This window comes from Njordella calcicola (assembly GCF_056494125.1).
The window spans coordinates 2,930,754-2,950,152 of the sequence record NZ_CM151396.1; the positions used below are offsets into that span (position 1 = coordinate 2,930,754).

The following is a 19,399-nucleotide window of genomic DNA, read 5'->3' on the forward strand; positions in this document are numbered from 1 at the left end:
CTTTCGCAATATCCATTTTTTCGCGTGATCCCGCATCGCTGTAGGAGCCCACTTGTTTCCAATGGAAGTCGATGCTGCCACAGGCGGTACTACGAACGAGACCAAACGTCGTGCAAATCAAATAGGCGTCAGCACCGATTTTACAACCTCACCTTTATGCATTTTCTCGAATGCTTCGTGCCACTGCGTGATCGGCCAGACGCCTCCCAAGATTGGCTGGACATTCAACTGTCCACTGGCCAGCAGCGCGATCACGCGTTCCCAGATTGGCCAGTTGTGACTGAAGCTGCCTTGGAGCGTTACGTTCTTTTGGACCAATGGGTCGACGTTGAAGCCCAGCGGTTGCGGTCCCCAACCAACCTTGGAAATCCAACCTGCAGGACGAACAATGTCAATCGCGATCTTCAGTGTGATGCTCGCGCCGGCTGCATCAATCACGCCATCGCACCCTAATCCGTCGCGTTGCAACGCCCAGGGTTTGGGATCACCAATGATGCCTTCGCAACCATACTGCTTGGCAATTTCCAGCCGATGCTTGTCGGATTCTAGCCCCACAAGTGCGACTTCCGCACCACACAACCTGGCCATCGCGGCACACAAGATCCCGATGGTGCCAGGACCTAAGACAACGATTCGGTCGCCCGGTTCGATGCGAGCATTCTTGACTACGGCATTGTACGCAACACAACATGGCTCCGTCAGACAAGCAAACTCAAACGGCAAACTATCTGGTATCGCATGTAAGATGCGCGCTGGCACGCGAACATACTTCGTCATCGCGCCGTTGACGCCATAACCGAACCCTTTACGGGTAGGGTCTAAATTGTAGAGGCCTTTGCGCGACATCGGGTTACGCTGGTCAATAATGGCCGCCGTTTCGCTTACGACACGATCGCCTTCTTGCCAACCATCGACGTTAGCGCCCAGTTCCACGATTCGACCACCGAACTCATGGCCAAGCACCACGGGATAGTTCACGGGCCACGAATGGTCCGCTGTCCATTGATGCAAGTCGCTGCCACACACGCCCACATTGGCGACTTCCAATAACACATCGTCTGGCCCAATCGAGGGTCGTTCGATTTCGCGGATTTCGACCGATCCCTTTTCGGGCGCAAAGTTAACTACGGCTGCTGATTTCATATTGATGGGGAATTAGTTCGTTTGTTGGGAATGGATCGCGTTACAAATCAACCGTAATGAAGACTCCAAGTCGCCGTCGGCCGTTTTGAACGAGTCCGCGTCAATCGTGAGCGGAGCTCCAAGTACGACCAGCGGAGCACCATATGCCGGACACTGAATCGCTTGTTCGAGGCTTAAACCTCCGACGGCTTGAACGGGGACACCGACTGCTTGCACAACCTGCCGCAACTGATCCAGCGGGCTGGGCATTCGCAGGCCCCGGGCAGCGATGCCGCGGCGTTCATCATAACCGATATGATGCACGATATAGTCGCAGCCCAAATCTTCCAACCATTTTGCACCAGCGACCATATCGGGACAAACCATGTTGTCCCCCATTACTTTGACGCCACAATCTCGACCTGCTTTCACCACGCAGCGGATGGTTTCCTCATGAGCTCGAGCCATGACGACCACGTGCGTTGCGCCCGCACCGGCCATCATCTCCGCTTCGAGATATCCGCCGTCCATCGTTTTTAGATCCGCGACGATAGGCGTGTCAGGGAACGCTTGTCGCAGCGCTCGGATGCCATGCAACCCTTCTGCCAAGATCAGAGGCGTACCAGCTTCAAGCCAATCCACGCCAGCTCGGATGGCCATTTGAGCCGTTTCGAGGGCTTCGGTGATATTTGTTAGATCCAAAGAAATTTGTACGATTGGCTTCATCGTGAACCTGGCGGGAATGAGTGCTCTCTCTCAACGGCACCTGATTCTAGCGAACTGTACGAAGTTGTTGAACCATGCTAGTTGCAGGATCTGCAGCCAGCGCCACACCGGCTAGCGTAAGAGCAACGTCTTCGTTGAGCCGTCAGCCGTAGGCGTGCGCGTTCTGGGGTAGGCCGGTAACAAGGTCGCTAATGCTGTTGCCGGAACTGCGCAAAGCCAATTGATGAACGCCGTTTGGGTTAGTCAAGCGTTATCTCGCATGACGCAGTTACGAAAGTTTCGGTGCATTTACCGAAAACTTTCTAGAGTTTTGTTGACACACGGTTTTGCGACCTTTAGAACCAAACGTCAACGACGCTTCGTTCCAATTCGTCATTAGGTGGCCCAGGTTTCACGGACACGGTTGTGTCTAATTTTCGATAAAGCAAAGGGGTCAGGACTCATTGATTGTCACAAACCAACTCACCTATAAGATCCGTGGTGCTGGATCGCGATTATGACGCAGTCGGTAACAGGATACGCTTGGCTGCAAACTTTGGCGGCACATTCACTGCCGCTAGCAACCTATCGCCAACGGACCCAAGCACGGTAACCGGCGGAGTCAAGGGCTTCGTATATGACCCAACAGACCAACTGGTGGGTGTCGATGTGGCGGGCTTCTTGGGACGCAGAACCAGCGGCAGCTTTATCAATACCAGCCCACCGGCCAATGTCCTGGATCTCGATTACGATGCGACAGGAAACCGGCTGAGCAGTACCGGGCAATCACAAAGCGCGGCTGGCAGCCACAATCGCCTGAGCACCGATGGGACTTATAATTATCTCTACGACAACGAAGGGAACACGATTCGTCGAACCAAGATCTCTAATGGTAATGTCCGCGAGATGGCTTGGGATCATCGCAATCGCTTGGTTTCGGTGACCGATCGAGTGAGCCTGGGCGGCGCTATCCAGAAGAGCGTTCAATATGTTTACGATGCGTTTGATAACAAAGTCGGTAAGCTTTTGGATGCGGATGGCAACGGGACGATTGATTCGGAGACGGCTTGGGTTTACAGTGAAGGCCATGCGCTGCTGCAATTCAGAGATACCGATGGGGTGGGCAGTGCGCAGAATCTCAGGTTATCGAATCGTTATTTGTATGCGGATATTGTCGACATGCTATTGGCGGACGAGCAGTTCTTGACCAACAATGGTCCGCTGTTAAGTGCAACATCCGCTAGCGGTACTGCTGGCACGACGCTCTGGCCGCTAACCGATCACTTGGTCAGTGTGCGAGATGTGGTCGATAACAGCAAAGTTGTTCGGCAGCATGTGAACTATGATGCGTTTGGTAACCGCATCAGTGAAGTCTATCGCAATGCAAGTGGCACTGTGATCGGAGCGGGCACTCCTGGCAGTATCCAGATGCTCTTTGGCTTTACTGGTCGAGACTGGGACACCGACAGTGAGCTACAATACAACCGCGCCCGCTGGTTCGATCCCAAGACCGGCAGATGGCTCAGCCAAGACCCCATCTCCTTCGCCGCTGGTGATACCAACCTTTATCGGTATGTGGGGAACGATGCAACCAATGCGACAGATCCGAGTGGACTAGTTGAAACTGTCGTAGAAGAACCTGGACTTGTGAATGGCAGGCCGGGCGTCTGGCGACAAACAATGACGTATGATCGCAAATGGATTTTGATCTACCCATATATCGACAACCTGTCATACGGGCCAAGAGAGTTCATTCCTAGCGACTTAGACGTTGGTGGACTCGGCGGAAGTTTGCTCAAAGGACGATACAAGAACGTAGCATCGGGAGCTGAGTTCTGTGAGCAAGGAATATACCAGGCTGGCGTGACTGGTTTCATAATAGGCGGGATATTCATTCCTGGACCTGAGGACTTGATTCTAGCCGCAGCCTTCTCAAAGCACGGGATCAGTGTGTTGCGAGAAGGTGCTAACGTCATTATTACACAGTATGGGAAACGCCTCAGTGGTTCGAAACTAGACGAAGCAATTGAGCTCGTCGAGAAGGAGGCGAAGTCCGTTCAAGAAACACTTGCAAAAAGTGGATCCACCTACAAGGCGTACAAGAATTACAATAGCGCTATGACAGATGCTTTGTCTTGGCTCAAGAGTCGAGGATTTAAAGCAGAGCAGAAGTTCAAGAGTAAGTGGTCTGACTGCCCAAATGGAATGACAGACTCATCAAAAACGATTGGCTATCGTATCGAGTTTGATGAAACGATTGGTGCGCACATCAATGTGTTCGCAGGAAAAGAAAAAGGACCGCACTTCGTTTTCCCTGCGACTGAATCAGAATTGAAGTCTCTATTGCAACAGCTATTTTAAAATATGACTAGTGAAACCGAACTACAAGCGGAACTGAAAGTTACTTTAGGAGCCAGCGGCTTCACGATTCTGGGTAACGATGAAACCCTATTTCTACAGCTAAAGTCGCTTCTTCCAATGGGGCTGACTGGCCCGAATTTCTCGCGGCTTCCGCTGCACGAGAGGTTGTATTTCCCAGGCGATCAGCAGATTAAAGATCATCATTTAACTGCATACTTGCAACTGGTTTTTCGTCGATATAAGGAATTCATCCCAGTTGAAAATGCTGAGTGGTTGATTGCCGGTGACGGATTTACAGAAAATTCATACCAAATCTCGAAGGAAGATTTGATTCCTGGACTGGAGGTTTTTCTGACATATCCGCATGCTGTAATAGTGGTCCCTTCGAGTCTGCGATCCGGCGTTTACTTTGGATTGGATTGGTCGGCTGACATTTTTGCTTTGGGTAGAACTTAAGCCGGAGTGCGACATCCGCTAGCGGTACTGCTGGTACAACGCTCTGGCCGCTGACAGATCACTTGGGCAGCGTGCGCGATGTTGTCGATAACAGTAAAGTTGTTCGGCAGCATGTTTAGCACACCAATCCTATTGCGACACGTTGGGGCAAGCCCAACGGTCGCTCAGTTCTCGCGATCTCAGAATAATTTGCCTTGGTCTTCTGTCTTTCAAATGCTCCCGGCTTGTCCGGGAGATGTTTGCGTTTCTTGCTAAAGAGCGATGTTGACTAGCGAGGAACCGAACGATCCACTGGGCAAGCCAGTGGGATTCCCGTTGTAGCGGGCTCTTTGGTGTAGCGAGAAACCCAATGATCCACTGGACAAGCCAGTGGGATTTGGATCGCGCTGCGGTGCAAGCATCGATGCGAAACTGGGCCTTGTGCCCAGTCTTCGCAATAGGATTGGTGCGCGAAGAGTGACCGAATTTCTTTTGGCAGGAGAATCAGGGCAGTAGAATAGAATCCATGACCATTCTCCTGCCCCCATTCTCTTGCCCAGACTTTGCAATTGGATTGGTGCGCTAAAGCATGACGTGCGAGCATGTGCGTTTGGGGCTTGCCCCCGTAGGACACCGCTTTGGTGTTCTAGACAGCGTGTCCTCAATGATACCCCTCTGCTGCTGGTGCCAGTCGCCTTCGGCGACTGGCACCAGCAAGGGCGGGCGGGGACGTGGACGAACTTAGCACACCAATCCTATTGCGACACGTTGGGGCAAGCCCAACGGTCGCTCAGAGCGCGCGATCTCAGAACAATGTGCCTTGGTCTTCTGTCTTTCAAATGCTCCCGGCTTGTCCGGGAGATACTTCCGCTTCTCGCTACACGGGTCGGCCCCCCTGGATCCTAAAGCTAATGCTCCCGGCTTGTCCGGGAGAGGTTTGCGTTTCTTGCTAAAGAGCGATGTTGACTAGCGAGGAACCGAACGATCCACCGGACGAGCCAGTGGGATTCCCGTTCTGGCGGGCTCTTTGGTGTAGCGAGAAACCCAACCATTCACTGGGCAAGCCAGTAGGATTTGGATCGCGCTGCGCTGCAAGCATCGATGCGCATCTGTGCCTTGTGCCCTGTCTTCGCAATAGGATTGCTGCGCGAAGAGCGACCGAATTTCTTTTGGCAGCAGAATCAGGGCAGTAGAATAGAATCCATGACCATTCTCCTGCCCCCATTCTCTTGCCCAGACTTCGCAATTGGATTGGTGCGCTAAAGCATGACGCGCGAGCATGTGCGTTCGGGGCTTGTCCCCGACGGACACCGCTTTGGTGTTCTAGACAGCGTGCCTGGTGTCGTCGCAGCGTGGTTGTTACGGGCCGAATTGCGGTCGGATTTTTGGTCGAATTGATACGGTAGAGAATATAAGAAGTTTGAAGTGGGAATTTTGAAGACTGAAGACTGCTTTAGAAGTCCGTCAGATCGACTTGGTTTTGCCAGTGCGGTTGCAGCAAGACACGATTGACGATGTCGATGTCAATCGTGCGGCCAGAGGAAGCCCTAACCGTTTCGAGCATCGCCGACAGGCATAGGTTGCGACAACGGCGCAGGTCACCATCGGCACAGCGAACAAATAGTTCCATCGCGCCAGCGGTGAACGTACTTGTTACCGGACTACGGCTTAGATGGATTTCGTTTAACCGCGTTGGGCATCGCCCCGCGTTTGGTGTGCAGATCCATTGTGACGCGGCCCGCTGGGCACGCGGTTAAACGACGCTTACTCGCTACTGACTATGGATTAAACTTAGAAATGTTTAGACACCATTGGTCAAAGTAGGGTGAAGCTAGCTCGCAGGAGTGGTTACAATGCTGCCACCAAAATAAATTAGGCCCAACGTCCTTTTAACTCCTGCAACCTATGAAAGTTGATTATGAATAGCGTTGTCATTGTGCTGATGCGGCATGCAAAAAGTTCGTGGGATGACGAAGCACTCACCGACTTTGAAAGGCCACTGAACGATCGAGGACGAAATGCAGCTCCGGTTATGGCTAACTTTCTGCACCTGCAAGGCTGGCTGCCTGACCAGATTCTCAGCAGCCCATCAAGCCGCACACGCCAAACCGTTCAACTTATGCAGCAACATTGGGACTCTGACCGTACAACCCTGTGGCAACAAGAACTGTATCTAGCCCCACCGCAAACGATCTTTGAAACACTCCTAAGCCACTGGCGGAGCGGTACGACGTTAGTCCTGGGCCATAATCCGGGTATGGAAATCGCCTGCAGCATCTTGGCTGGCGGCGCAATCGCTATGCCTACGGCCGCCGTCTGTGTCTTGAAGTGGAAGCTTGATGCGCCACCTTCGTCAGTCAAAGACTTTTCCGCCGCAAGCTTTCAGTTGCTCACCCATACGACTCCAAAGTCGTTAGGATAACTCACGGCCTCGAACAATTCGTTGAAACAATATGAACATTTGGTTTATCTCCGACTCGCACGCGTGGCATGAGAATTTACGCATCCCGGAAAATATCGATGTCGTCATCCATTGCGGTGACGAATCGAACTCCGGCGATCCATACTACAATGTCCTAGAAGCCCATGACTTCTTTCAGTGGTATTGCAAGTTACCTATCGAAACCAAAATCTTCACGCCAGGCAACCATTCCACGGCTATCGAACAAGGTTTGCTTACCGCCGAACATTATCCCGACGTACAGTTTTTGATCCACCAGCAAACGGTTGTCAAAGGCTTGAAGATTTTCGGCTCACCGTACACGCCAGAGTTCTTCGATTGGGCTTATATGAAGCCGCGTGAAGATTTGGATCGCGTTTGGAGTACGATTCCGGACGACATAGACATTTTGATCACACATGGACCGCCCAAAGGTATCTTGGATGTTACGAAAGACATGGACACGCGGCAGCCCATTCATGTCGGTTCCAAATCGCTGACACGGCACGTCGAGAATCGTATCAAGCCTTTAATTCATGCGTTCGGGCATATCCATGATGAGCGTGATATCGTCAACTTTGGCGTAAGGCAACGCCACGGCATCGCCTTTATCAACTGCTCGTGTTGCGATCTGAGCGTGAAGCTGCGGAACCACGGCGTCGTGGTAGCCGTCGATCCAATCACCAAGCAACTTAATTGGTTACCCCAAACAACGTGAGCTCAGTCACTGCGGGTGTGATGCCCGGCGGCCACTGCAGAATGACTAGCTTCGCTCTCGATCCAACAGTCGGTTGGCACTCCAGGTAATCCACCAACAAGTCTTTGTCGTTTTGGCTGCGGTCGACAATCGTAGTCCACTGTTGGTTTTCGGCTTGCAGTTCGATGCGATAGCGAATCGGGCCCGGCAGGATGCCTTGGGCGGTGTCCAAGCCGACGTCTCGCCAGATCACCCGCACAGCATGAATCGTAGCCGGGAGCATGAACTCCGTGGTTAGCGTAGGCTGCAAATCCTCGCTGTCAGGCTGCCACCATGTCCGTAGCTCGTTGTCGACGGCAAAGCGACCTTCCAGGTTCCCTGCGTTCGACGAACCGATAGTTCGCAGATCAGGATTCATCGGCAGCCAGCCTGTGTTGCTGGCGGCAGACTCGCTATGTGGCGTTTGATCCAGTCGTTGCGGAAGCGATGTCGCGGGGGTGACATACAGTTCTCCATTGGCATCGATCCCGGCGCGGTCCATCCCTAGCCGTCTTTCAAAAGCGTGCACGACACTGGCGCGGACTGAATAGAATGCCCAAAGCTCGTCGTTCGGACCAGCGACAATCGCTCCGTGGGCACTACCTGTGATAAGTCCATCTATCGAACGCAAGATCGGATTGTTCTGCTGCGGTGTAAAGGGGCCCAGCGGCGACGATCCGACGTAGCAGCCAACCGCGTACGTCCTGTTTTCTGTACCACCGGCGCAGTAGGTCAAGTAGTATTTGCCATCGCGCTTTAGCATCCAAGCACCCTCCACCCAGCCTACTCGCGGATTCTGATTCCACTGGCCAACCGATTGCCACGGGAATGTGACCGGGTCAAATGGGATAAGTTCTTGTGGCGTACCAAGCACTTTGGTTGGATCGTTGCTGTCCAGTTCCACGCCCCAGATACCGCCGGTCGGACTGCATCCCCAATAATAGAACAGGCGTTGGTCTTCATCGGAGTACAACATGGGGTCGATAAAGTCGGGCCAATGCGGTTGCCTTTCCAGATCAATCGTACCCAACTCTTTAAAAGGTCCCAACGGGTTATCTGCAACATAGATGGGTGAGTTGCTGGCCATGAGCAAAAAGCGATTCTTGTGTCGAACGATCGTGGGGGCATAGCCCAAGTCTCGAACATTCAGCGGATGATGTTGCCAAGTTGCCCCACGATCTTGGCTGACCCAAGCCATATCGACCGAAGGGTACAGATACCATTTGTCTTCGAACCATAAAGCAGACACGTCGGCCAGCTCACGAAACTGCTGTTTGTACCCTAGCCTCCACATCCAATCGGGCCCAGTGTCCTCTGCTTTCAAGTCCCGAGCGAACCGTCCGATCGGATAATTGGGTAGCGGCAATGGATTGCAGTAAGTGGTTGGTTGTCGAGTCTCTTGCGCCACCAGTTGCAGTGTCGAAGCCAACAGGAAAGTCGAAACAAAGAAGTTGCGCAGAAGATTCGCCATGCCACCGCCCTTTAGTAGACACATTGATAAATAGAGATCGCGTAGTCGAATCAGTGTACTCGAAACAGCCGTAGGCCGGAACAAGGTTGCTTGTGCTGTTGCCGGAACTGCGCAAAGCCAATTGATGATCGCCGTTTGTGTTAGTCAAGTATTATCAGCGAAAGCGACCGAAGTTCCGGCGCATACGTTGGCTTTGCTTGTTACCGGCCTACGGCTCAGATGGGCATCGTTTAACCGCGTTGGGCATCGCCCCGCGTTTGCTGTTCCTAACGTCAGTGACGCGGCCCGCTGGGCACGCGGTTAAACGAAGAACGCGTACGCCTGACGGCTGACGGTTAAACGAAGACGCTGGCTTTACTTGTTACCGGCCTACGACTCAGATGGGCATCGTTTAACCGCGTTGGGCATCGCCCCGCGTTTGGTGTGCCCAACGTCAGTGACGCGGCCCGTTGGGCACGCGGTTAAACGAAGAACGCGTACGCCTGACGGCTGACGGTTAAACGAAGGACGCGTACGCCTGACGGCTGACGGTTAAACGAAGAACGCGTACGCCTGACGGCTGACGGTTAAACGAAGACGTCGGCTTTGCTTGTTACCGGCCTACGACCCTCACGAGACGGGAGAGTGAAGAACGCGAACGGTTTACAGCAGGACGCTACTTCTTTTCGATCGAAGCGACCATCTTCTCAACGCCTTCTTTCAGCGTTTCCACCAAGTCGTTGGGGCCCGTCAACTTAATAAAGATCTTGCCTTCTTGGTTCGCTTCAATAATCACTCCCAACATACGATGATTCTCAAGTTTGGTCGAAGCCCCTGGAGCAAACGGACCGCCCATCGTTTGCACAAACGTGCCTGTGATATCGACCACGTGGACTTTGCAACCACTAATGTCTTTGGTTTCAATCTTTGCGTCGTCTTTCTTCGCGCCATCGAACTGCCCAACCCAACGATCGATGTTCGCGTCCACCGAACCGGTCGCTTGCATGATCGTCACGCGAGCTTGCTGCTCCCCCTCAGCCGGTGCCACAAACTCATGCTCAATCATACTGATCTTCGGCTTGACAGCCTTCCACTCCGCCGGCTTCATCGCGACCACTTTGCCGCCAGCCATCTCGATCTTCTCGTTCTCTTTGGCGGTTGCAATCGAAGCGACAAAGCAGCAGGCCAAAAGCAGTGCCGATACGGAACCAAAAGTTTTCGTCTTCATATCCAAACCTCAATTAAAAAACTGAACAGCGTTCTGGAAAATCTTAAACCCATCGCCATGCTCTGGCTGCGACTGCCGACGCGTCCAGAACGGGTGATGCGTGGCAAACAAATGTCGTTCGGGATGTGGCATCAGACCAAAGATCCGGCCACTTTCGTCACACAGACCAGCTACATTTCGCTGGGCTCCGTTCGGATTTTGCGGAAACGGCAACATCTGGTCGCTGAGCACTCCATCGGTATCAGTATAACGCAGCACCAACTGCCCCGACTCCTCTAGAGCGTCTGCGGTTTCCTGATCCCGCATGACCAGACGACCTTCGGCATGGGCGATTGGCAAATACATCGTGTCGATATCGTTCAAAAACGGGCTGGTCGGATGGCTGACTTTCAGATTCACCCAGCGATCCTCGAAGCGGCCTTGATTGTTCCAAGTCAGCGTCGCGGCGGGCGATTGCGGTGGCGCATCAAAGAATATTCCCAGCCGCATCAGCACTTGGAACCCGTTGCAGATGCCCAATACCAAGCGATCTTCTTCGACAAATTGAGCGAGCATGTCTGCTAGCGATGTTTGCAGTTCCGTGGCCAGAATGCGGCCGGCTGCGATATCGTCGCCATAGCTGAACCCGCCAGGAATACACAAAATCTGAAACTTACTGGCCCACATCGGTCGCTCGATCAATTGCTGCACATGCACGCGGCAGACTTCTGCACCAGCCATCTCAAAGGCAAAGGCTGTCTCTTGGTCACAATTGGTGCCAGGGGCTCGTAAAATTAGTACTTTAACTTTGTTGGTCGTCATCAGTTTAAGATTGGGATATGGATGTCTTCACTACGCTGCTAGCGTGCAAGGAACTATTAGAATCGAAGTTCCCCGTTCACGGAAGCGGTGCCAGCGGGTCGTCGGGCCAAGCGTGTTTGGGGTAGCGTCGCTTCAGCTCCTTTTTGCAGACCTCGTAACCGCTGGCCCAAAAACTAGCCAAATCATTGGTAATTTGCTGGGTACGCATGTTCGGTGCCAAAAGATGGAGTTGCACGGGCACTTTGCCGTCCACAATACGCGGGTTTTCCTTTAGGCCGAACGCGTCCTGAATCTTGATCGCCAGCAGCGGTTGTTCTCCTGTATAGTCGATCGCAAAAGCTCGCCCTTTTGGTGTGTTTATTCTCGCTGGACATAAGCGATGCAAAGCCGCAGACTGTTCTGCCGTTAAAGATCCAGCCACATACGAACTCCAGTCCGCAGACTTGATTTGGTCTAACGAGTTGACGTTGCGACAAATCGATTCACAAATCGTCTGCAATCGCGCGGTGTCGATTTCAGCGATCTGCAACGACGGCGCGTGCTTGGCTAAAAATCGTAGTCGGCCAATCAGATTTTGCAGATCGCGATCGTCATGTGGAAAACATCGCTGCCAATCCGCCAATGCAGCTTTGGCTAAGATAGCCGCCGCGGCAGTTCGATCCGTGACAGCCGTCGGCGACTGATCCAGCATCAGATCGATCCAGTAAGTGCGACGACGACACTGGACGGCTTTATGAGTCGGTGAATAAAACAGTTCGTCGACAGTCGTTAAGTTATCGCCGCTCAGCCATTGCCGCTGGATGCCGCTGGCCTTGCGGACATTGGCGTCGACTCCGGACGCTTCCGCTTCTAAACATAGAAACAAATCGTGATTCACCACGCCGCTTTCGGAAGCCAGCTTGACCCCTTTGCCGCCGACCATCAATGCTCGCTCTTGCCCTGGCGCTCTGCGCTTGGCCAACCGATCAGGAAAAGCGGCAAGCAACGCTTGTGGCAAGCGGTCTGCGTTTGCCGTGGAAGCTGCATCCTGCGTCGCTCCAGAAGCGTCTGAGTGCGATTCCAATTCGCGCCGAATCTGCTCAGCGACCTTCGCAATGGTTTGCAACGAGTTGCGATGGATTTCACCGAACTTGGTCATCGCGTTGCCGGTCGATTGGAATTCCGCGATCGCTTCCAGTTGCTCGGATACGTCACAAGGCCAGCGTCGCGGCTCCTGAGCAGCGGGTTGCTCTTTGCGCAACGCGTTCGGATTACGACTGCCTTTGATTGCGTTCGCTGCGCTGCGCTGATTATTCGAGCTGCGTATAAATGGCTCACGCTCGGATAGCACTGCGGCTGCCCATGCGGCTTGCTGTGCGATTCCCAACTGCCGTCCAGCAACCGCCAATCGCGCCAATCGAGGATGGAGTGGCAAGCTAGCCATTTGAGCTCCGATGGCCGTGAGTTGGCCTGCATGCGTCGCGGCAAGATACTCTAGCAAGCGAGCGGCAGATTGTAAGTTCGCTTCACGCGGTTGATCCAGCCATGGCAATTGTTGGACTTGCGGCTCGTTCCACGCATGCAGTTGCAGCAACGCGCTTGCAAAATCCACGCGATGCAGTTCAGGCTCCAGATAAGCTGGCTTTGCACGTTGGCTCGCGTCGCTCCATAATCGATACGCGACGCCAGGTGCCACACGTCCCGCTCGACCAGCGCGTTGATCGGCCGAAGCACGACAAATCGGCTCTAGCTCCAAACGATCCAAGCCAGTGGCAGGGTCGTACCGCAGGACTCTCGCCAAGCCGCTATCGATTACGATGCGGATGCCGTCTATCGTAAGCGATGTCTCCGCGATATTGGTGGCCAGGATCACGCGTCGTTTTGACGAAGCCGGACGTACTGCATAGCTTTGCTGCTCCATCGTCATTGCTCCAAAGAGCGGAATGATTTCGATGTCACGTGGCAGAGTGTTTTGGAGTTGTGACTGCGTTTGGAAGATCTCGCCTTTACCGGGCAAGAAAACCAGTGCGTCCCCATCGTGTCTTGAGACTGCTTCGGCCGTAAGACTAGCCACCGAAATCGAAAGTTTCTCGCGAGGGTTCGCCGGCGCGTAACGAATGTCGATGGGAAACATGCGGCCCTCGGCACTTAAGACGGGCACGCCTTGCAATTGCTGGCTGATCGATTGCGCAGAGATGGTCGCACTCATGATGACGATCCGTAAATCTGGACGAATCGTTGACTGAATATGACGACACATCGCCAGCAGTAGGTCGCTGTCCAAAGATCGCTCATGGAACTCATCAAAAATGATGACGCTGATTTGGTCCAGCGAAATGTCGTCGCTCAGCATGCGGCGTACGATGCCTTCGGTCGCTACCAGTAGCTTCGTGGAGCCTTTGTAGCGTGAATCGAAGCGAATCGAATAACCGACTTGTTCGCCCAGCGAACATTGCATCTCGTCGGCGATTCGAGCCGCAACGCTTTGCACCGCGATGCGGCGTGGTTGCAGCAGTACGATTCGACGCTGGTCCGAAGCGAACTTTTCAAGCAGCGCGGGTGGAACGCGAGTGGTTTTACCGCTACCCGGTGGCGCTTCGACAATGACGATAGGTGATTTGACGAGAGCTTCGCAGATTTGCGGCAGCAGGGAGTCGACGGGTAGCGGTGGAAGCATTCAGCGGAATCAGCAATAGTGGAAGTGTACTCGCGGCGGCAATAAATGTACCACGAACCTACGCTTGGCTTCCAGTACGTTGCATTGTTCGTTTGTAGTACCGCGTTTGTAGTACCGCCTTTAGGCGGAAAGTCTTTATAAGATCGATTCCGCCTGAAGGCGGTACTACGAACGAGAGATCCCGCCTGAAGGCGGTACTACGAACTTGTCGTGATGCGTAGAGGGCTTATTACAAGATGCCTTTACCGAACGAGCTATCGTCGGGCGGCTGCTGCTTTTCAAGCGATCGTTCGTCTTTGGTGGAATCAAGGTGGGGTTGTCGCGCGGCATCCGCACCAGGATCTGCAGAATCGATTCGCTTCCAATTGCCAACATCCGGTAATACCATTTCATCTGCCGCGGCATCATTAGCAGCCGCGGGCGCTTCATCGGTCGCCGGTACAGGTCGACTGCCTTCGGAATACTCATCATCATAACGTGACTTGTAGCCAGGCAACTTCGCTCGTTCAAGCTCCGCACGATACTCGTTGACTACGGCCACTTGGATGATATCGCGACAACCTTGATTAATCGGGTGAGCAATATCTGCGTACAACTTGTTGGCATTCGCGTCGCTATCACTATTGCTGCGCGGCGCAGAAGCACCCTTCAGCCGCAGCCCGCATTGGTTGCAGAAATTACTGCGAATATGGTTCTTGTATCCGCACTTGCTGCAGCGCTCCGTCAGCTTGCGAGATGGCATCGCCACGAAAGGGCCATTAGAACCTTCGATGATCTTTAAATCACGCACGACAAAGCAGTTGTCGATGGTGATTGAACAAAAGGCGCGAAGGCGGTCTTCCGATTCTTCCATCAATTTGATTCGAACCTCGGTAATCTCCATACCCGACACCACCCTTACTTGTCATTCATTTCGCTAACTCTAATGCTGGTTCGACGAAACTTGCCGCAGTTCGTCAATTTGCTCCGCAATCGATTTAGTTTTCCAATTTTTCGCGACGTATGTAAAACAGCCTAACTCCCGATCAATCTTTCGTTGCAATTGCTCTAAATGGTGTTGATCCCCGGCGGCAACAAAGGACGATCCGCTGCCGGACATCACGAAGTGCACCCCTGGATCGAACTCGTTTAGCCTATCATGAAATTCCTCAAGCGCCGGGTACGCTCGTATGGCTGCCCGGTACAATCGATTAAATCGCACTTGATTCCCATCGACATCGCCTCCCGAGGTACTCCCCTGAAAGAACGCGGTCGCTTGATTTTTTGTCGGAACATGTCCTGCATCCAACTGCAAATTGCGAAAAACCGTCGCGGTATTGCACCCCAACGGCGGGCAGCAGACAAGCCAACAGCAATCATGGATAAGCGGAAACGCTGTCACCAGTTCACCTCTACCACGGCAAAAACCGGCCCATTTCCCGTCGGAAAAGCCCTCCGTGAAAAAATTAACATCGGAACCCAATTGCGCTGCGAGCTTACCAACCAGCTCCAAATCACATTGTCCCGTCCAAATCCATTGAGCCGCGATGAGAGCCGCTGCGGCGTCACTACTACCACCACCAAGTCCAGATTGAACTGGGATCGTTTTCCTTAACTTAACCGCTATCCCTTTGCGAATCTTCAGTTCATTGGAGAGCAAATCTAGAGCCCTCCAAACCAAGTTATCTCGGTGGTCTCCCAACAAGCTCCCGTTATACCCGATTTGGTCGCAAATCCAAGCGGAATTTGCCGTAACTTCAAGCTGGAAGTGGTTTTCTGAAATCGGCTGGAACCACAGCTCGTCGCACAAGTTCAACGCGATCATGATGGTCTCCAAATCATGGAAACCATCGTCTCGGCGTTTCAATACTTCAAGAAACGGATTGATCTTGCAAGGTGCAAGGACCTTAATCGCTCCGCCTTGCTCAAGCTGTAGTTGCATTGCGTTAAGTGTTCGCGAAAGTACTCCGCGAGAGCTTACTTCACGTCCAACAACTCAACTTCGAAAATCAAAGCTTCGTTGGGCCCGATCGCGCCCGGGCTGCCATTTACGCCATAAGCCAATTCAGGCGGAATGAACAGTTTCCACTTGTCGCCGACCCGCATGCGCTGCAACGCTTCAGTCCAGCCGGGAATGACTCGGTTCACAGGGAAACTCGCTGGCTCGCCACGCTTGATCGACGAATCGAAAATGGTGCCGTCAATCAACGTGCCTTCATAATGGACAGTCACGTTCGATGTCTGCTTGGGCTGCGCTCCATTCCCCTTCTTCAGCTCCATGACTTGCAATCCGCTGGGCAACGTTTGCACGCCGTCCTTGGACTTGTTGGCGTCCAAGTAAGCTTTAGAACGCGCTAGATTCTCTTTTGCAACCGACTCCGCTCGCTCCATCAGTCGCTTTTCGATCGCTTCCCCAGCCGCTTGCAATTCTTCTTGCGTTAGCTTCGGTTCCGCTTTCTTCAAAGCGTCGGTAATGCCAGCAAAAAAGTCGCCCGTCTTGATATCTTCGACGCTGAATCCAGCTTGGGCCAGCGAGCTTCCGATATTCAGGCCAACTGCGTAACTAATAGGGTCGGCAGGTTTGGCCGCGGGAGCTTGTGCGTTCAAAGTGTGATCACGATCTAAAAACAAAGGCAGAATCAGTAGAGCTGACAAACCAGCAAACATCGGTAGGAAATAGCGAGGCATAGATAATCCTATGAGGCGGGACGCGCTGAGTAAAATCCATCAGCGAACCGCTTTAGCCGCCGAGGTAACAATGTTTTAATTGTTCCGGCAGATTGGATTTGAGGCAATGACAGTTTCCGAATTTTCTCCTTCGGAAACCCTGCGAAAATGAAGAAATCTGCCCCAATACCGCTTAATCCCTAAGCTTTGACGTCGATTTGCGTCGCATCCTGCATTTGCACAACCTGCTCAATCAACTCCACAACCGCTTCGCCTTGCTCGCGCTGCGCCTGTAGAGTTTTGGCGGCCACGGCGGCGTCCACATTGTTGCGGTTAGTCGCATTTTGGACCGCCGAGACACTTGAAATTACACTTGATACGTCCATCTCGCGACCGCCTTTGTGTGCCGATTACAACGCAGGAACCGGGTAACGCTGCTTGGCCCCTCGCTCTGCTGCGATACGCTTCGGTCGAATCGAACAGTTGCCTGCACGAAAAGTGATTCTGCCAGCACAGCTTACGATAGCTGCAACAACTCGAGTATCGCTACAACCTACTCACGAACCCGATTGAGGCTAATGTCCCAGTAGTAACCGTCGCTATCGATCAGCTTCCCATAGTGCTCGCCACGTTCATTGAACTCCACTCGGACCGATGCGGTCGCAAAGACTGTGAGTTGGCCGGTGCGATTGCGAGCGTGCAGTTTCACAAAATCAAACTTGGTGAACTTCGGCCGCTTGCCCGGCCCCGGCGTGATCTTGCCTACTTCGCGAGTAAACTCTTTCTGCTCCGAATCTTCCACTTGGTAGATTACAAAATTCATGACGCGAATTCGCGTCCGTAACGCTTCTCGATTTGGGTTTCCTTTGGCTGGCTTTAAGCCAACTGACCAGATCGCGCCTTCAATTACACCGACTTCGTCCGCTGAAGTTCGAATAGCTGATTGCGAACCCAATACAAGATAAAGCGCCAACAAACAAACGACTGGCTTGGTAAGCAAAGGGAACATTGGAATGCTCTCTTAAATTGGAGGGGGGATTCAATACAGGAAGCTTCAGTTTAATGACTGCTTGCTGCGGCGTAAATCAGCCACCGTAAAGATGCGGCACGTTGGAATTCAAAACCCAACCATAGGTCGACTTTGACGCAATCGCCCTATGCACTGAACATCAGGAACCTGCTCGGCCTTGCGCTGCTCAAACTTGCAAAGCGGACTGGATGCGTTGGATCAATCCGTTGTCCTTGTCACCAGCCCCGGGTAGCAGGTAAGCCGCAGCGCTCAGGTAAGCGTTCCGGAATTTGGGACTGGTCGCACGGTAGTCTTCAAAGACCGCCGAACTGAATTTGTAGTCGTGCGAATCGGTGCCCTTCATAAAGACATAACGTCTGGCTGATTTAATGACCTCTTCGGCCGCTACGCCTGCGTCTAACATCGATAACATCATTGCTCTTGCCTGCTTGCGATCCGAACTGACGGTGGTGAACAATGTTTCTAAAGAGTGTTCTTCCGGTTGCTCAGATTCTGCTTGCAAGTTGATTGTGTCCGTACCCACCTTTCCGCGATCCTTCATCGCTGTGCGAAAGTAAGGTATGAACGCGGCGTTCTGAAGTAGCAGTTGAGCTCGCAACTCATTCGACTTGGCCGTCTGAAACGCATAGTGCAACGCATTGGTAGCCGTCGCCGAATGCAAGGAAACAATGCCAGGCTGTTGCATTAACATTTCCGCCGAAGACAAGAAGATCGCATCAAAAACCGACTGAGTTGAAATGCCCTTGGACAACAGTTCGGCTGTCACTCCAACGGCTGCTGTAGGGTCCGCCGCGCGCAGTGTGGTAAGCAATTCAAGCGTGGCGGCTTCGTCATCTTTACCGAACATCATCTGCGGTTTGAAATCAGCCGTCGCCGTTTGCGTCGCTTTCCAAGAGCGGTCGGCATAATGATCTGCTTCCGCCGGGCTGGATTCGCCATGATGATTCAGCAGCGCGTAGGCAAGTGATCGATAGATAGGTTCGGCATGCTGGACGCCGATATAATGCAATGTTCGGAAGCTGTTCGCGACATAGATTGCTTTGTGGCCAATGTTCCGGAAATCTCGACAGCCATACTGAGCGAACAAGTCGAACGCTTGATGAGTGCTCATCGTGCGCGCCACAGCCGCCGCTGCCACATCCGCCGCATCGACGTCCCATCGCTCCATCGCGTCGATGAAAGCACGTCGCGCGCGATGGCTGGGCGGTACTTTCGATTCGTCGACCGCTGCCATCGTCCAATCACCTTCCTTGGCATCTTGAGCTTGCGCAGATTTGAAGTAATCGATGGCCCAAAAGATCGGCAACCATCGTTCGGAATCGGGCGAAGCGAGACTGGCGAGGTGCGCGGAGTTGACCACCAACACTGCATGGAACTTGAAGCCAACGGATGGACGTGGCTGGACATTGCGAATGCCCGCCAGCAAGATCGCCGCGACAATTTCCGGATAGCTTGTTCCGCCTCGTATCTTTTCCGCGAACGCTTGGAGGACTTTATCGCGAGGTGTTTCCTCAAGCAGCCGCACCAACGGTTCGATGTCTGGCGAGAACTGTACCATCGCCGTCGGCAGCTTCGCTTCCTGAGCACTAACCGCTGGTATCCGGTTGAGGAAGCCTAGTTGAGGTAATGAGAATAGCGCTAGCCCACCTGCTCCTTGCGAGAGAAACCGACGTCGCGAGCTGTCTGCGTCGCTGTCGCTAATTCTAGTAGGAGTGTGGGTCGATTGATTCCGGATCATAACTGCCCTCATGATCGTTGAAGCATTGAGATACTCGGTCGACACCTATTG

General features: G+C 53.1%; 17 protein-coding genes. 4 read left to right on the top strand and 13 right to left on the bottom strand.

Annotation, left to right across the window (positions count from 1 at the left end):
- Positions 1-117: 117 nt before the first annotated feature.
- Both SH302x_RS10900 and SH302x_RS10905 read right to left on the bottom strand, forming a co-directional pair.
- The gene (locus SH302x_RS10900) at positions 118-1,143 is read right to left on the bottom strand and encodes a zinc-binding dehydrogenase (RefSeq protein ID WP_479368744.1); all 1,026 of its coding nucleotides are present in this window, start codon (positions 1,141-1,143) and stop codon (positions 118-120) included.
- Positions 1,144-1,155: 12 nt separating this feature from the next.
- Positions 1,156-1,848, bottom strand: coding sequence for an orotidine 5'-phosphate decarboxylase / HUMPS family protein (locus SH302x_RS10905; protein ID WP_479368745.1), 693 nt, complete (start codon positions 1,846-1,848; stop codon positions 1,156-1,158).
- A gap of 447 nt (positions 1,849-2,295) precedes the next feature.
- Between SH302x_RS10905 and SH302x_RS10910 the strand changes: the two genes are divergently transcribed.
- Together SH302x_RS10910 and SH302x_RS10915 are read left to right on the top strand one after the other, a co-directional pair.
- Positions 2,296-4,188 (top strand): RHS repeat-associated core domain-containing protein, encoded by a 1,893-nt coding sequence (locus SH302x_RS10910; RefSeq protein ID WP_479368746.1) that lies wholly within the window; start codon positions 2,296-2,298, stop codon positions 4,186-4,188.
- 3 nt (positions 4,189-4,191) lie between these two features.
- The gene (locus SH302x_RS10915) at positions 4,192-4,644 is read left to right on the top strand and encodes a PDZ domain-containing protein (protein WP_479368747.1); all 453 of its coding nucleotides are present in this window, start codon (positions 4,192-4,194) and stop codon (positions 4,642-4,644) included.
- A gap of 1,432 nt (positions 4,645-6,076) precedes the next feature.
- On the opposite strand, the gene SH302x_RS10920 is transcribed toward SH302x_RS10915, so the two are convergent.
- Entirely contained in the window at positions 6,077-6,253 is a 177-nt protein-coding gene (locus SH302x_RS10920; RefSeq protein WP_479368748.1) for a hypothetical protein, read from the bottom strand.
- Between the two features lie 288 nt (positions 6,254-6,541).
- On the opposite strand from SH302x_RS10920, the gene SH302x_RS10925 reads away from it, so the two are divergent.
- Both SH302x_RS10925 and SH302x_RS10930 read left to right on the top strand, forming a co-directional pair.
- A complete protein-coding gene (locus tag SH302x_RS10925; protein ID WP_479368749.1) occupies positions 6,542-7,045 on the top strand; it encodes a SixA phosphatase family protein in 504 nt (167 codons plus the stop codon).
- A 31-nt stretch (positions 7,046-7,076) separates the two neighbouring features.
- Positions 7,077-7,781, top strand: a complete 705-nt coding sequence (locus tag SH302x_RS10930) for a metallophosphoesterase family protein (protein WP_479368750.1) — start codon at positions 7,077-7,079, stop codon at positions 7,779-7,781.
- Here SH302x_RS10930 and SH302x_RS10935 read toward each other — a convergent pair.
- From SH302x_RS10935 to SH302x_RS10980, 10 genes are all read right to left on the bottom strand, one after another.
- Positions 7,756-9,294, bottom strand: a complete 1,539-nt coding sequence (locus tag SH302x_RS10935; RefSeq protein ID WP_479368751.1) for a family 43 glycosylhydrolase — start codon at positions 9,292-9,294, stop codon at positions 7,756-7,758. The genes SH302x_RS10930 and SH302x_RS10935 overlap by 26 nt on opposite strands.
- 631 nt (positions 9,295-9,925) lie before the next feature.
- The gene (locus SH302x_RS10940) at positions 9,926-10,477 is read right to left on the bottom strand and encodes a hypothetical protein (RefSeq protein WP_479368752.1); all 552 of its coding nucleotides are present in this window, start codon (positions 10,475-10,477) and stop codon (positions 9,926-9,928) included.
- A gap of 9 nt (positions 10,478-10,486) precedes the next feature.
- On the bottom strand, positions 10,487-11,278 hold the full coding sequence (gene purQ, locus SH302x_RS10945; RefSeq protein WP_479368753.1) for a phosphoribosylformylglycinamidine synthase I: 792 nt from the start codon (positions 11,276-11,278) through the stop codon (positions 10,487-10,489).
- 76 nt (positions 11,279-11,354) lie between these two features.
- Positions 11,355-13,934 carry an ATP-dependent RNA helicase gene (locus tag SH302x_RS10950; RefSeq protein WP_479368754.1) on the bottom strand — a complete coding sequence of 860 codons (2,580 nt, stop codon included), beginning with the start codon at positions 13,932-13,934 and terminating at the stop codon, positions 11,355-11,357.
- 229 nt (positions 13,935-14,163) lie between these two features.
- Positions 14,164-14,817 (bottom strand): septation protein SpoVG family protein, encoded by a 654-nt coding sequence (locus tag SH302x_RS10955; protein WP_479368755.1) that lies wholly within the window; start codon positions 14,815-14,817, stop codon positions 14,164-14,166.
- A 39-nt stretch (positions 14,818-14,856) separates the two neighbouring features.
- Positions 14,857-15,855 (bottom strand): 4-(cytidine 5'-diphospho)-2-C-methyl-D-erythritol kinase, encoded by a 999-nt coding sequence (gene ispE / locus SH302x_RS10960; RefSeq protein WP_479368756.1) that lies wholly within the window; start codon positions 15,853-15,855, stop codon positions 14,857-14,859.
- A 35-nt stretch (positions 15,856-15,890) separates the two neighbouring features.
- Complete coding sequence (gene bamJ, locus SH302x_RS10965) at positions 15,891-16,601, bottom strand: BamJ family beta-barrel-assembly machinery protein (protein ID WP_479368757.1); 711 nt, start codon at positions 16,599-16,601, stop codon at positions 15,891-15,893.
- Positions 16,602-16,780: 179 nt separating this feature from the next.
- The gene (locus tag SH302x_RS10970; protein ID WP_479368758.1) at positions 16,781-16,966 is read right to left on the bottom strand and encodes a hypothetical protein; all 186 of its coding nucleotides are present in this window, start codon (positions 16,964-16,966) and stop codon (positions 16,781-16,783) included.
- 167 nt (positions 16,967-17,133) lie between these two features.
- The gene (locus tag SH302x_RS10975) at positions 17,134-17,589 is read right to left on the bottom strand and encodes a hypothetical protein (RefSeq protein ID WP_479368759.1); all 456 of its coding nucleotides are present in this window, start codon (positions 17,587-17,589) and stop codon (positions 17,134-17,136) included.
- 187 nt (positions 17,590-17,776) lie between these two features.
- Complete coding sequence (locus tag SH302x_RS10980; RefSeq protein WP_479368760.1) at positions 17,777-19,348, bottom strand: hypothetical protein; 1,572 nt, start codon at positions 19,346-19,348, stop codon at positions 17,777-17,779.
- Positions 19,349-19,399: the final 51 nt, after the last annotated feature.

Excerpts from the sequence above, each read along its gene's own strand:
- SH302x_RS10900 (WP_479368744.1), bottom strand. The coding sequence starts at position 1,143 with ATGAAATCAGCAGCCGTAGTTAACTTTGCGCCCGAAAAGGGATCGGTC.
- SH302x_RS10905 (WP_479368745.1), bottom strand. The coding sequence starts at position 1,848 with ATGAAGCCAATCGTACAAATTTCTTTGGATCTAACAAATATCACCGAA.
- SH302x_RS10915 (WP_479368747.1), top strand. The coding sequence starts at position 4,192 with ATGACTAGTGAAACCGAACTACAAGCGGAACTGAAAGTTACTTTAGGA.
- SH302x_RS10920 (WP_479368748.1), bottom strand. The coding sequence starts at position 6,253 with ATGGAACTATTTGTTCGCTGTGCCGATGGTGACCTGCGCCGTTGTCGC.
- SH302x_RS10925 (WP_479368749.1), top strand. The coding sequence starts at position 6,542 with ATGAATAGCGTTGTCATTGTGCTGATGCGGCATGCAAAAAGTTCGTGG.
- SH302x_RS10930 (WP_479368750.1), top strand. The coding sequence starts at position 7,077 with ATGAACATTTGGTTTATCTCCGACTCGCACGCGTGGCATGAGAATTTA.
- SH302x_RS10935 (WP_479368751.1), bottom strand. The coding sequence starts at position 9,294 with ATGTGTCTACTAAAGGGCGGTGGCATGGCGAATCTTCTGCGCAACTTC.
- SH302x_RS10940 (WP_479368752.1), bottom strand. The coding sequence starts at position 10,477 with ATGAAGACGAAAACTTTTGGTTCCGTATCGGCACTGCTTTTGGCCTGC.
- purQ (WP_479368753.1), bottom strand. The coding sequence starts at position 11,278 with ATGACGACCAACAAAGTTAAAGTACTAATTTTACGAGCCCCTGGCACC.
- SH302x_RS10950 (WP_479368754.1), bottom strand. The coding sequence starts at position 13,934 with ATGCTTCCACCGCTACCCGTCGACTCCCTGCTGCCGCAAATCTGCGAA.
- SH302x_RS10955 (WP_479368755.1), bottom strand. The coding sequence starts at position 14,817 with ATGGAGATTACCGAGGTTCGAATCAAATTGATGGAAGAATCGGAAGAC.
- ispE (WP_479368756.1), bottom strand. The coding sequence starts at position 15,855 with ATGCAACTACAGCTTGAGCAAGGCGGAGCGATTAAGGTCCTTGCACCT.
- bamJ (WP_479368757.1), bottom strand. The coding sequence starts at position 16,601 with ATGCCTCGCTATTTCCTACCGATGTTTGCTGGTTTGTCAGCTCTACTG.
- SH302x_RS10970 (WP_479368758.1), bottom strand. The coding sequence starts at position 16,966 with ATGGACGTATCAAGTGTAATTTCAAGTGTCTCGGCGGTCCAAAATGCG.
- SH302x_RS10975 (WP_479368759.1), bottom strand. The coding sequence starts at position 17,589 with ATGTTCCCTTTGCTTACCAAGCCAGTCGTTTGTTTGTTGGCGCTTTAT.
- SH302x_RS10980 (WP_479368760.1), bottom strand. The coding sequence starts at position 19,348 with ATGATCCGGAATCAATCGACCCACACTCCTACTAGAATTAGCGACAGC.